This window comes from Myxococcus qinghaiensis, assembly GCF_024198215.1.
Classification (GTDB): Bacteria; Myxococcota; Myxococcia; order Myxococcales; family Myxococcaceae; genus Myxococcus; species Myxococcus qinghaiensis.
Genome location: NZ_JAKCFA010000036.1, coordinates 1 through 13046, shown reverse-complemented (window position 1 = coordinate 13046; position 13046 = coordinate 1). Strand labels below are relative to the sequence as shown.

The following is a 13046-nucleotide window of genomic DNA, read 5'->3' as shown; positions in this document are numbered from 1 at the left end:
AACGGCTGGATGCCTCGGCTTCGCTTCAGGACACCAGCTTCGCTTCGGTGCACCACCTACGCGGCGACAGCGGTCTTCAGGCCCTTGCGCTCCATGAAGTCGCGCAGCTCCGGCCACTGGGCCGACAGTGCATCGAAGTCATCGGGGCGACCGAGCCGTGCCGCTGTCAGCGTGGCTTCGATGTCCGCCGCATGCGTGGTAGGGCCCAGGGCATCCAGCACGAAGGCCCTGACGAGCTTGAGCCGGCGGGCATCACGTCCCCCCAGTGCGTCCGCCTCGCCCCCTCGGGCCGTGAGCAGCGCCAACGCGGCGCTGTTCTGTCCCTCGTGGCAGCGCAGAACGACTTCGGGCAGCAGCGCGTACGAAGGAGGCAACTTCCCAGCCCGTTTGCGCCCTTCCTCCAACCATTCGCGCGCGGGGGACGGCTCTCCCTGGATGAGCCAGGCCAGGGCAATCAGATTGGGCAGCCATTGGTGCATGGCTGGAACGGGCCTGCGCAACGCGCCGGAGCGCTCCGCCGAGCCGAAGAGTTCGAGCGCGCGTGGGGCCTCCCCCAAGGCCAGCACGCACTGTCCGACCATGGCGACGGAGACAGCCCGCTGGGCGCCCTGGGTGCTGCGGCGTGCTGCCTCCTCGAAGCAGCGGGCCGCTTCTCGCTCGTCACCCGCGCTCAAGAAGGAGACGCCTTGGTTGTAGGCCACGCTCCACTTGCGAACGCGCCAGAAGAAGAAGGCGAACAGCGCGAGGAACAGCGAGACACCGCCGATGGCCAGCACCGGAGGAGTCAGGTACTCGCGCAGCGAGCTGGTGCGAGACGTGGCGTTGTAGGAAATGACGAAGACGACAACGAGCAACAGCCACATGCCGCCCTTCTGCGCCGAGAAGAAGGGAAGCGGCCTCAGGTGGCGCTCTTTGGGAAGGGGAAGCGGATTCACAGGGACTCACAAGTCGAAGGTCGCGGCGTCCTCGTAGCCTGACCGCGGCCTCGAAGGCCATCAGCGCGCGGTGTCAGCGACCCGAGGCCCATGTCCAGGGGCCCTGTCTGGGATTTCCTCGGGGCGCTCTCCCAGAGAAGCCCCCAGCGGGCCGTCTCCAGTTGAAGCCTTGCCCTGGCGCACGAGTGGCGAGGCGCCAGGCTGCCTGCCCATCGTGCTTCGGGGCTGGGGGCGCGGGTGCCCCGGGTTCTCGGCTGCCTGGAGCGTCCGCATGTTGACGGGGGGGTGAACGGGCGGGGCGCGTCGCGCCCAGGCCTGCTGGCACTGACGCGCATGCGGGAGCACGGGGGGACGATGGACCGCACACGCCAAGGAACGCGGTTGGCGCTGGCGCTCGCGGCGGGCGTGCTGGGGAGCGGCTGCGAGCGGCAGGAGGACGAGGTGACGACGCAGAGTCCGTCGGCGGACGACCGTGAGGTGCGCTCGGCCTTGTTGAGAGACCTGGTCGCTTCCCGGGAGCGCGCGCCGGACCCCGAGGCGCTGAAAGGTCCGGACGAACAGGGCCGCATGGGACAGGGGGGCTCGGGACGCCCCGAGCCCACGGGGCGCGTGTCGGGACGCGTGGAGTGGGTGGGCGACAACGAGCTGCTCATCCGCGACACGGGTGGACAGGAGCGGGATGTCGAGGTGACGCCGGACTCGCTGCTGCGGTTGAACGGGAATCCAGTGGGCCTTGCCTCGATGCGAGAGGGAGACTCCGTCGAAGTCACGTACGACGACGGCCCCGGAGGTTGGGTGGCGCGACAGGTCGACGTGGTGGTGCCCCAGGCACCGAAGCTTCCAACGGAGCGAGAGGTCCGGGAGCGCGAGCACGACGAGCCTTCCGCGCGCCCGTGAGCTTACGACGGAGCAAGAGGTCCGGCGTGTGAGCACGAGGCGCCCTCTGCGCGTCCGTGAGCTGCCCTCCGGGCACCAGGGCCGCACCCCGGTGTGTGGCGACGCGCGTGAACCGTGCGAGCCGCCCGCGAGCCTCAACCCACCATGCGGGGTGCCGGGGACCTTGGGTCAGAACGCGTTGCCGTTCGCGCGACGTCCCGGTGACGAGCCGAGGCTGGGATTGAGCGTGGTGTGGAGAACGAAGTCGGTGCCCGGGAACGCGTCGGGTGAGCGATTGAGGGACACGTTGTCCACGGTGCCCGTATAGGTCATCACGTCCATGAGAGCGCTCGCGGAGTCGCGCAAGCTCACGCCATCACCGCCATTGTTGAGGCCCAGTGTTCCCGTGGACGCGGGCACGGTGTCGGGTGTGTTGGGAGGGAAGCCTCGGAGACCGCCGAAGACGACATACGCGCGGCCGGGCGCGACGAGCGTCCCGGTGGCGAAGGTATGCCGGACCCCGTTGGAGTCCCACAGCGACCAGCCGGACAGGTCCGCGGTGGAGCCGCCGGTGTTGATGACCTCGATGAACTCGTAGTCGGGATCGGCCACGGTGCCGCCGTCGGCATTGGGGAAGGCGGGCTCATTGGCGAGCACCTCGTTGATGAGCATCGCCGGAGGTGTCGAGGTTCCCCCGTCGGTGCTTTCGCCGCCTCCGCCAAAGTCATAGCGACTGACGACGGGGTAATGGTCGCTGACGACGTTGTTGTAGTTGTCGATGCGAGGAGTACCGATGTCGGGACGCACGACGCGGATGGAGTTGGGGACGTAGACGGCAGCGACCTCATTGCTGACGAGCGTGTGGTCGATGGTGTCGGAGTACTCGGTGGTGGTGCGCTCCGAGCGCTCCGACAGGACCTGGGTGATGAAGGTGTAGTGCGTGGGGTCGTCGAGGAAGTTCTCGAAGGGCGTGGGCAGGTTCACGCCGCCGCTGCTGGTGATGGAGAGGTCGACGTCGTCATTCCAGTCGCCCAGGACGAACACACGCGCGGTGGGCAGTGCATCGAGATAGGCCTTGAGCGCGCTGCTGGCCTCCTGCCTGCGCGCATAGGACTCCACATCGGCGAAGGCCTTCATGTGCAGGACGATGACGGTGATGGGAGTCGAGGCGCCGTTGATGACGGTGGTGAAGTCGACGCGCAGGGGAGGGCGCCCTCCAAAGGAGTAGTCGTTCGCGGTGAGGATGAGCTCCGCGTGTTGGAAGACGAGGCTGCTGTCGTAGAGGATGCCGGGCTTCTGCTCGCCGGCGGAGTACCAGAAGTTGGCATTGGAGACGTAGGTCCAGTCGTTGGCGAGGAAGCCGTCGTACTGGGGAAGCTGGGCCTTGAGGACCTCGAAGTCCGCGCTGTCCACCATCTCGACGAGGCCCCACACGTTTGCGCCCGTGTCCGTGAGGATGTCGCCAGCGTGAGCAATCTGCAGGTCATCGACTGCGCCGCCAGGTGAGGTGGAGCTGGGCGGCCCTTGGGTATCCGCGCCGAACCACTCGATGTTCCAGTGGCCCACGGTGAGCACCTGTCCCGAGCTGCTGACGGTGAGCGACAGCAAGCGCGAGGCGGAGGTGCCCTTGGCGTCCTGGACGACGGCGCTGAAGGACCGGGTGCCTTGGACGGTAGGAGTGCCAGAGATGACGCCGCTCGAGGAGAGGGACAGGCCGGTGGGCAGCGTGCCCACGTGGCTCCAGGTGAGGGGCGAGCGTCCCCCGCTCGCGGCGAGGGTGGCGGAGTAGGGCTGTCCGGAGATGGCATTGGGCAATGTGGCCGTCGTCACCGAGGGGGGCACGTACACGGTGAGCGACAACACGCGGTCCGCGACGCGGCCGTTGGTGTCGGAGGCGCGCACGGTGAAGGAGCTGGTGCTGCCGGAGGTGGTGGTGCCGCTCACCGTGCCTGAGCTGGAGAGGGACAATCCGGTGGGCAGCGAGCCCGAGACGATGCTCCACGCGAAGGGTGCCTTCCCGCCGGAGACGGAGAGGGGGGCGGAGTAGGGCTCGCCGGTGTCGGCCTCCGGGAGGGTGCTCGTGGTGATGGAGGGGAGCGCGTAGATGCTGAGGGCGAGGGGGCGAAGGGCGCTGCGGCCGTTGGCGTCGGTGGCACGGACCTGGAGGGAGAAGGGCCCGGGCACGGAGGGCGTGCCGGTGAGGCGTCCGTCGCTGGAGAGCGTGAGGCCGGAGGGCAAGGGGCTGGGGATGTCGAAGGTGTAGGGCGGCTTTCCACCGGAAGCCCCATAGACCGCGCTCACGGGGACGGTGACGTAGCCATCGAGCGAGGTGGCCGCGCCGGTGACGACAGGCAGCGAGTAGACGGAGAGCGTGACGGCGCGAGTGCTGCTGCGGCCGGAGCTGTCGGTGACGCGAAGGGTGAGGTTGTGTGTCCCCACGCTGGAGCCGAGGGTCCCGGAGAGGATGCCCGAGCTCGGCGCGAGGGAGAGGCCCGAGGGCAGGGTGCCGCTGGCGACGGACCAGGTGAAGGGAGCGCGTCCTCCGGAGGCGGTGAGGGACGCGGTGTAAGCGGTGGTGGCGTAGCCGTCGCCCAGGGTGCTGGTGATGGCGGGTGGGGCGTAGACGATGAGCGCGAGGGTGCGTTGGTCGGTGCGTCCGTACTCGTCGGAGACGCGGACGGTGATGGACGCGGTGCCGCTGAAGGAAGGGGTGCCGCTCAGCATGCCCTGGGACGAGAGCGTGAGGCCAGGAGGCGGCGAGCTGGAGACGAGTGTCCAGGTGAGCGAGCCCCGGCCACCCGTGGCGCTGAGCACATGTTGATAGGGGGCGCTCAGCGTCGCATCGGAGAGCGACAGGGTGGAGATGGAGGGCAGGGCGGCGACGGTGAAGGTGACGGAGCGCGCCGTGGTGCGGTCATTGGCATCGCGAGCCAGGACCTCGAAGGTGAAGGAGCCGTCCTGGGTGGGCTGTCCATGGAGGAGTCCCTCGGGAGCGAGCGTGAGACCTGGGGGCAGCGGGCCCGGCGTGGTGAAGACGAAGGGGGCTTTGCCTCCCGAGGACTCGAGTGCGCGAGCGATGTTGTCGCGGACATAGACGAGCTGAGGGCTCACGGGAGCGAGCGCGGGAGGCAGGTAGGTGATGAGTGAGAGCTCGTGCGTGGCGGAGGCGCCGTGGACGTCGGTAGCGCGGAGGCTGAACGTGGATGTGCCACCAGCGGAAGGGGTGCCCTCGATGCGGCCGGAGTCGAGGAGGGCCAGTCCCGGAGGCAGGGCGCCGCCGACGAGGGACCACGCGTAGGGCGGCGAGCCACCGGAGACGGCGAGGGGCGCGGCGTACGCGTCACCGACGTAGGCGTCGGAGAGGGTGGAGGTCTCGAAGGTGAGCGAGTTGTGGCCGCCGTCGGTGGGAGTCGGACCGGCGTCGGCAGGCGTCGAACCGGCGTCCTGTTCAGGCAGCAGGGGCGTGATGGGCTTGGAGCCGGGACATGCGGAGAGGCTGAGGGCGAGCAGCAGCGCCAGGGCGCTGTGGAACCGCATGGAGACTCCGGACCGGTAGGGGCCGAGGCCCCAGGTGAGAGCGGGCACTGTAATCCGTGGCGCTGACGACAGCTCAAGCGCGCGTCAGGTAATGCGGCCAAGAAAAAGGCCGCGGCCCCCGAAGGGACCGCGGCCAGGATGTCTCAGTAGGACCGAGTCAGACTACGGGTTCGCAACGCCCCACGACTGAGGACCGACGGCCCAGTCCGCAGCCGCGTTGGTGTCGGTCGCGCTGACGCGGCGAATGGTGTCCGTCTCCGGCGTCACCGAGGCTGCGGTCGACGGGATGGTGGTCCAGTCGGCCGAGACCTGCGCAGCCGTCGGCGTTGAGGTCGTCGAGCAGGGCGCGCCGCCGCAGTCCGCAGGCAGCCACTGACCAGCAGCCTGGATGGCCTGCAGGTTGCCAGGGAACGCGCCGGGAGGAGTACCGCTCGTACGTGCAAACGAGACCGCGTCCTGAATCGTTCCGGCAGCATCCTTGACCAGCAAGATGCGGCTGGAGAAGGTGATGCCCGTCGCGCCGCCCTTGAAGTCCCAGGCGTTGTCGTAGTTGGCGGCCACGGTGGCCTTGGGGAACTGGTCCTTGGCGGTGGTCTCGCCTTGGTACGCGGCAGCCTCATTGATGTGGACGACGATGATGTCCCCCTGCGCGACGTTGACGTCGGGGAACGTCAGAAGAACCACGGCCGCGTTGACATCTTGCTGGAGCACCAATCCGTCCGTGGTACCCGCCGTAAGAACCTGGAGCTCGACCAGGTCCAGACTGTTCGCCATGTTCGGTTGAACCTCGGTGATCCGCACCACAGCGGCGGTGCGGAAGCCCTTGAACTCATCCGTGTTGTTCGGAGCCACCACGGAGCCGCCAGCTGTATCCTTCACCGTGTTCGCGACGGTGAGGGTGTACGAGGTGCCCGCCGTCTGGGTGGATGTGGTCAGGAAGACCTGCTTGCCAGTCACCTGCGCGGCGGTGGCCGTCAGCCCCTCAGTGAAGGTGAATTGGCTTGCCAGGTTGGTGAGGCTCGCCTCGGAGATGTTGCGGTCGAACGTCAGGGTCACGGTGGTCAGCGAGGACGCCGCGGCGCTCAGCAGCTTGGGCGCCACGCAGCTCAGCGTGAGGTCAGCCGCCGTGGACGCGGAGGGCTGCGCAGCGGCATCAAACCGCCACATGGGGCCCACGAAGGTGAACGTGCAACCCTGGACGATGTCCAGCGTCTGACCCAGGGCAATGGGCATCCGAAGCCGGAAGTTGTTGTTGGCAGCGGTCATGCCGGTGGTCGTGAACTGGAAACCGGTGAACCCAGCCCCAACGCCACCGCCACTGTTGGCGATGGTGCCACTGATGGAGACGATCTCGCTCTCGTAGTTCCCCAATGCCGTCACGAGATCATTTGCGCCAGAGACATCCACGGCGAGACCCGCGGGGGTCTGGGTTGCCAGGTTCTTCACCGGGTGCCCCTGACTGATGCGAGAGAAGTCGGAGACGGCTGTCACGGTCTTCTGAAGGTTCGGTTCCGCCTTCGCCGTGGCGGTCAGGTTCACGCGGTCACCCACAGCAACCTGCGCCAGAGCCGCCGCGTCGGAGACGAACACAGCGGGGCCATTGGGTTCGGCCTGGATGAAGAAGCCCACGGGCTCGGTAGCCGCCTGACCCGGGGCGGCGGCCTTGATGGCCGTGACGAACGCGCCGGTCACTGCCTGATTGATGGTTCCAGGAGCGGCCGTCAGGATGGCCTGAATCTGCGCGGTGGTGTCCGCCGGCGTAGGGCCGGAGGACTCGCACGCGAACGTCGTGGTGTTGCACACCTGGGTGATGCCGCAGTTCGCGTTCGTAAGACACTGCACGCATGCCGTCTTGTTGTTGCAGATGGGCTTGCTGGGGTCCGCGTTCGCGCACTCGGAATTCGTCAGGCAGACCTCGCACTGACCGCGACCGTTGTTGGCCAAGGGGTCGCAGAAGTCACGCGCGCTGTCCGGCACCGCTGCGCACTGAACATTGTCCGAGCAGCCACACAGGAAGTTGGCGTTGCAAACCGGCTTGGTCGCATCGCAGTGGGCGGTGTTGTCCGAGGTACACTCGACGCACACCGTCGGCGTGGTGTCCGTGCGGCAGACCGGCGTCTCCGGAGCGCACGACGCGTTGTCCGCGCAGCCCTCGCAGGCGGTGCCCGTGGCGTTGCACGTCTGCCCACCCTGGCAACCCTCGGTGGCGTTGCAGACCTTGCACTCACCAGCGCCGTTGTTGCCCGTCGGGTCGCAGATGTTGGTGGGTGAAGAGCAGCCCAAGTCGGGGCTCGTCTGCGAGTCGACGCAGACCTTGCACGCGCCCGCGCCGTTGTTTGCCGCGGCGTCGCAGATGGGAGCCGTCGCCGAGCAGCCGACGTCCTGGCCCGTGCCCGTGGCGGAGTCGACGCATGCCTTGCACGCGCCCGCGCCGCTGTTGGCGGCCGGATCGCAGGCTGGCGCGGTGGGCGAGCAGCCGTTGTCCTGGGCGTTGCCCAGCGCTGAATCCGTGCAGGCCTTGCAGACGCCCACGCCGTTGCTGGCGGCGGTGTCGCAAACCGGCGTTGCCGCGGAGCATCCCAGGTCTTGAGCTCCACCCTGCGCTGTGTCGCGGCACGCGGTGCACACGCCCTTGCCTCCGGCACCCGTGGTGTCGCAGACAGGAGCCGCAGCCGAGCAACCCTCGTCCTGGTTGATGCCAGTGGCAGAGTCGCGGCAGGTCTTGCACACGCCCGTACCGGAGCTGACGTCGCACAGTTCGCCCGCAGCGCACGCCGGGGTACAGGTCACGCCCGCGTCAGGAGTACCCGAGTCCGGGGTGCCCGAATCCGGAGTACCCGAGTCGGGTGTGCCCGAATCCGGCGTGCCCGAGTCCGGCGTCGGAACGTTGATGGTGTTCTGCTCACACGTTCCGTCGTTGCACGCCCACTCTTTGCCCGGGTCTGGCTGGCCATTGTCAGCGCGACAGTCGAACTGGTCGACGCACTCGTCTCCACAGCCCGTGCCCAGCGTGACGAGCACGGCGGTCATGAGCGCTGCAAGCCAATTTCGCTTCTGCATGCGGTCCCCTCCAGGGATGCAGGTAGTAACTCGCCCCCCTTACACCTGAACCTGGAGAGGGTCCATTGCGGGGCCCCCGTGACACCGCCATGTCACGCAGGAATCCCTTGAAATGTCAGGTTTTCACGGAGACTTGCGGGATGCCTGAGGTCTCGGACCCGCGTACAAGTCGATGACCTGTGAAATCGCGTCCTGACACACCGCGCAGAAGGGCACGCGGTCCCGCGTGAACATCACGCAGTCGAGCTGGGGTCTGTAATACCCCCGGGCCTCGTAGTTGGCCCCTTCGAAGGCCCCGACCTTGTTCGAGTATTTCTGCGAGGAAAGGAACTTCTCCTCCCAGTCGCGCTGAGTCACGAACAGGGAGTCCATCTCGGACTCCGGCTTGCGCTGGGCACGCACCTGCCGGCGGCGCTTCTGCACGTCATTGGAGTGTGTCTCATACGCCTCCTTGCTCCACGGCGTGGGCAGGGGCGTGCCGGGCGTCATCAGATGCTTCCACTTGAGCTGCCCCGGGTCCTTGAGCGCGGTGACGTTCTTCTCCCAGGGCTCCAGCCGGTCCGCGCTGGGCACGTAGACGGACTCGGAGGTGTAGTACTCGTCGGCGAGGCCGGCGAAGTGATGGCCGAACTCGTGGACGAAGACATAGGGCGCCCACAGGCTGTCGGCCGCCACGGTGCCGTAGAGGCCGAGGATGCCTCCGCCTCCGTAGGTGTTGCCGTTGGACAGGATTTCGACGAACTCGTAGGGCGCGAAGGCGGACAGCTCGCGGAAGGCCTTGTTGTCGAAGGTCAGGATGTAGCGCTCGCTGCCGAAGGCGTCATAGGTGGTGCCCACGGGAGAACGCCGGTGGATGCCGGTGGACGGCCGGGAGATTCCGGACTGCGCGGCGGCCGGCATCAGGCCCCAGACATTGAAGTCCGTCTTGCGCTCCTTGAAGGGCGAGAAGGTGAAGAGGATGTCCACCATGCGCCGGGCATCCTTCTCGAACTTGGGGCGCTCCGCTTCGGTGTAGCCGTCGCCGAGGATGAGCAGGTCCACCTTCTGCTCCGGCGGCCCGCTCTCCAGCAGCTTCAGCAGCGGGCCCGGAGTGGGCGGCGAGGACGGGTCCACGAACATGTCCTTCGGGTCCACGATGAGTGACCACACCTCGCGGAAGGCGTTCTGCGCGTCGCGCTTCTTGAGGAGCACCTGGACGGGGCGCTCGGGCGTGGGGAAGCGAAGCGACTCGTGGAAGGTGCGGTGCTGGCTCTTCGCCTCGGTGGTGAGCTCCCACTCTCCGTAGATGGAGGCGAAGCCCCGGGAGAAGAGGACCTGGTTCGTGTCCCGGTCCCTCACCTCAAAGAGGTACTTGCCGAGGTTGGTGTCGTCGACCGCGCGTGCCGCATGGCCCGGCCAGGGCTGCGGCTCGAGGACTACCTTGTCGAGGCTGAAGCGTTCCTCGGTGGCATTGCCGGTGTGGAAGTAATCCACCCGGAGGGTTCGAGGGGCCGCGGCGGAAGCGCTCATGGCCAGGAGCAAGGCAAGAAGGGCACGCGTCATGTGCGGCACTCTATGCGGCGGCGAGGGTGTCGGCGCGGATGGTGAGCAATTCCCTAGGAGGCGTGGACGTCAGAAGGTGCCCGAGAGGCTGGCCGAGAACTCCTCGCCATTCGTGGCGACGCCCACCGAGACAGGCGGCGGTGCTTGGGGCGAGGGCGACAGGAGGAAGAGCACGGCCCCTGTTGCGACGGCAGCGCCTCCGCCGACGAGGAGTCCCGTGAGGAGATTGCTCTTTTGGACCAGGGAGTTGCGAAGCCGCAGCGCCTCCTGGTCCGAGGAGAGGATTCGACCGTTCTCGAACCGTTTCTCAAGATCATCCACATCCTTCTGGGCCAGGAACCTCACCACGCCTGCTCCGCCCAAAGCGGCGACGCCAGTGCCGAGCAGGACATAGGACGCCACGCGAAGTGCCGGTGTGGGTCGGCCTGAGGCGTCCGCAATGCCGTCTGAGAGAAGGTCCGGAGCGCTGACGTCCATGCCGCCGCCATGCTGGGTGCCAGGCTTGTCAGAGGTCACTACCTGCTCCCAGGGGGCACGCCCGTTGGCATTCATCACCACCAGGTTCGAAGGAGACCGACCCGTGGTCACGAAGTCGACCAGGGCCGAGAGTGCTTCCGCTGGGGCATCCAGGCCCTGTGTCTTGAAGCCTCCTTCGCGAAGCTTCTGGCCGCCCTCGACATTGAGCACCGTGGCGGCGAACCACTTGGGGCCACTGCTGGGACGCTCCAGGCGGACGACGATGACCTCCTCGACACCGAGCGTGCCGCCCAGTCGGACGGCATGACTGAGGGTCTGCTCCATGCTGGCCTCGGGCACGGAGAGGCAAGGGAACGGCGTGGCGGAGACAGAGCCCTCATAAGCGAGGTCCACGAGCAGCGGCGTGTCAGCCCCCTGCGCCTGAATCTGCCGAGGGAAGCTGATGGCCTCGCCCTTCACCAGGGCGAGGTCATAGCTGCCCGCCAACACGTCGAGCGTCAGGGGCGTCTGGCCCATCTTGATGCCGTCGAGATACACGTCCGAGGTAGGCAAGGTGGACTTCACCGAGAGCTTCACCTTGCGGGCGAGGTTCAGCTCCCGTCGCAGCTTTTCGAACCCCTGGCGCACCGAGGGTGCGAAGTAGTCCGGGTCGAGCTCGTATGCGGGCTGGAGCCGCAACACATTCCGGAACGCGGTGTCGCTCTCCTTCTGCTTGCCCATGGCGCGGTAGTTCAGGCCATGCAGGAGCTGGGCGTTCACGTAGAGCTTCCAGCGCGCATCGCCCACGGGCAGTCGATTGATTTGCTGGAGGGCCTCGTCGATGGCCACGGCGGCCTTGCCGTTCCGGCTCTCGTAAAAGTGGTCCTGAGAGGAGTCCAGTTGCCGCTGGAGGTCCTCGTAGCTCTTCGTAGGTTGTGGAAAGAGCCGCTCGCTGAAACCAGACGCGCTCAGGACATCCTGCTCCGGGCGGGAGACGAGGGCACCGAGGAACGCATTGGCTTGGCTGCCCAGCTCCGCGTCCTTGCAGTCTCCGCTCGCGACGACCAGACGGCGAGGTGCCGCGAGCCCGAGTGTCGGAAGGGTCGCGAGGAGAAGAACAATGATTCGAAAATCTGTCATTGGAGTGGTTTCGTAAGGTGAGTTTGCTCGGATGTTCTGCGAGCGTGCATGGGCCATGGGAACGCTAGTGGTCGAGTCGACGTATTCTCAACTGCGGTTCGGAGGTGGACGATTGTTCGCCAAGACGCTGGGCTCATTCGTTGAATCGCTTGATGCGGATGCGTGTGTCAGACTGCGTCTGCTCAATCCAGCTCAGGACCAAGCTGCCATCAGGTGTGGTCTGGAGAGAGGAGGGTAGGACCGTGATCGAACCTACTAAGGGGGCTACATCTTCTAGAGAGTCCCAGGAGGTATGAGACCAGCGGCGGAGGTGAAGCTTTGTGCCGCCTTGAGGAACCTCCTCCTCCCAAGCAATGACGAGCCGCTCGTCCTTGTCCGTGATGATCGAGAAGTTCCGAATGGAGGCGGTTTCCGATGCCGGCTGGAAGACGCCGATGGCACCCCCATTTGCGTCGGGCTCCAGCGCATAGTGATAAGTATGCAGGTCATACGTCGCAGGGGTCGCACGAGGTGAGAATCCTACAAGGTACAGGCTGTTGTTGGGCCCCGGATGGGTGAGAATATATTTACCTGAGTCGGTGTCGCGGTCGTCATCAATAGCCTGCCACTTCCCCTCGGAGTGGTAGTGAATCTTGATTTCCGTGACAGCGGAAGTGGATCCCTCTCCAAGCCAAGCCACCACCGGGATGCCCATCGAGGTGAAGTTCAGAGATAGATGCGGATTGAGAGGGCCTGCGAGTGTGTCGGCAAGGCATTCTCCCAATGGGGTCCATTGGTGTTCGTTCAAGATGCTGACGCACACCTTCCTTTGGGTCGCGTTGTGTTCGACCCAGGCGATGGCGAGCTGGCCGGAAGGAGTCCACTGAAGAGTGGGGTGCATTTTGAGTGGCAGACCTGTTACTTCGGGTGTAGGGGATTCAAGTTGCTGCCAGACTCCAGTGTTCCATCGCCTGATGTGAATCAGGGTCTTGTCATGAGTGTAGGCACTCACCCAGGCGACGACAGGATTGCCTGTATTGTCCAGCAAGAGAGGAGGACCTTCGTTGCGGCTCATGATGGCGCTGTCGATATAGGTTCCGCCCCAGAACTCCCAATCAGTGCCGCCCCATCGATTTAACTGAGGTCTTCCCGAAGGGTCTGTGTGAAGGGACCACGTCGCGAGAAGTCTGCCGGATGAATCAATGCGGTGAACGCCGGTGTCGTGGAGTCCCAGAGGCAGGGGGACGTTGGTTCCTCCCCACGGAATCCAGTAGGGCAAGGCCCAATTCCATGGTTCCGAGGGGTTCCTCACTGCGTTCCCCGCCAGATCCGTCACTGCCGAGGTGAGCGCAATCGCCGCCGAGGCAGGTGCCGAGATGGCGGCTCCCGGCACCACCGTCATCGTCTTCCCATCCCCCGACAGTGACGCCGTCCGAACCACGTCCACACCGCCCACGGTGAGTCGCACGGAGGCGCTCGTCACGGTGTCCAACTTCATCGGCTCGGAGAACACAGCCTGGA

General features: G+C 66.3%; 7 protein-coding genes and 1 pseudogene. 1 reads left to right on the top strand and 7 read right to left on the bottom strand.

Features of this window, described 5'->3' with window-relative positions; translation table 11 throughout:
• Window positions 1–56: 56 nt before the first annotated feature.
• Window positions 57–863 carry a tetratricopeptide repeat protein gene (locus LZ199_RS42105; protein WP_253999458.1) on the bottom strand — a complete coding sequence of 269 codons (807 nt, stop codon included), beginning with the start codon at window positions 861–863 and terminating at the stop codon, window positions 57–59.
• A 426-nt stretch (window positions 864–1289) separates the two neighbouring features.
• On the opposite strand from LZ199_RS42105, the gene LZ199_RS42100 reads away from it, so the two are divergent.
• The gene (locus LZ199_RS42100; protein WP_253999457.1) at window positions 1290–1832 is read left to right on the top strand and encodes a hypothetical protein; all 543 of its coding nucleotides are present in this window, start codon (window positions 1290–1292) and stop codon (window positions 1830–1832) included.
• A 168-nt stretch (window positions 1833–2000) separates the two neighbouring features.
• On the opposite strand, the gene LZ199_RS42095 is transcribed toward LZ199_RS42100, so the two are convergent.
• The 6 genes and pseudogenes from LZ199_RS42095 to LZ199_RS47050 form a co-directional block, all read right to left on the bottom strand.
• On the bottom strand, window positions 2001–5348 hold the full coding sequence (locus tag LZ199_RS42095; protein ID WP_253999456.1) for a putative Ig domain-containing protein: 3348 nt from the start codon (window positions 5346–5348) through the stop codon (window positions 2001–2003).
• A gap of 162 nt (window positions 5349–5510) precedes the next feature.
• Window positions 5511–8378 (bottom strand): Ig-like domain-containing protein, encoded by a 2868-nt coding sequence (locus LZ199_RS42090; protein ID WP_253999455.1) that lies wholly within the window; start codon window positions 8376–8378, stop codon window positions 5511–5513.
• A 153-nt stretch (window positions 8379–8531) separates the two neighbouring features.
• Entirely contained in the window at window positions 8532–9950 is a 1419-nt protein-coding gene (locus LZ199_RS42085) for an IgA Peptidase M64 (protein ID WP_253999454.1), read from the bottom strand.
• A 69-nt stretch (window positions 9951–10019) separates the two neighbouring features.
• Window positions 10020–11546 (bottom strand): PEGA domain-containing protein, encoded by a 1527-nt coding sequence (locus tag LZ199_RS42080; RefSeq protein ID WP_253999453.1) that lies wholly within the window; start codon window positions 11544–11546, stop codon window positions 10020–10022.
• A gap of 133 nt (window positions 11547–11679) precedes the next feature.
• Window positions 11680–12600: a hypothetical protein gene (locus LZ199_RS42075; RefSeq protein WP_253999452.1), complete on the bottom strand. Its 921-nt coding sequence runs from the start codon at window positions 12598–12600 to the stop codon at window positions 11680–11682.
• Between the two features lie 225 nt (window positions 12601–12825).
• A pseudogene (locus LZ199_RS47050) lies at window positions 12826–13038 on the bottom strand (Ig-like domain-containing protein); the annotation flags it as partial.
• Window positions 13039–13046: the final 8 nt, after the last annotated feature.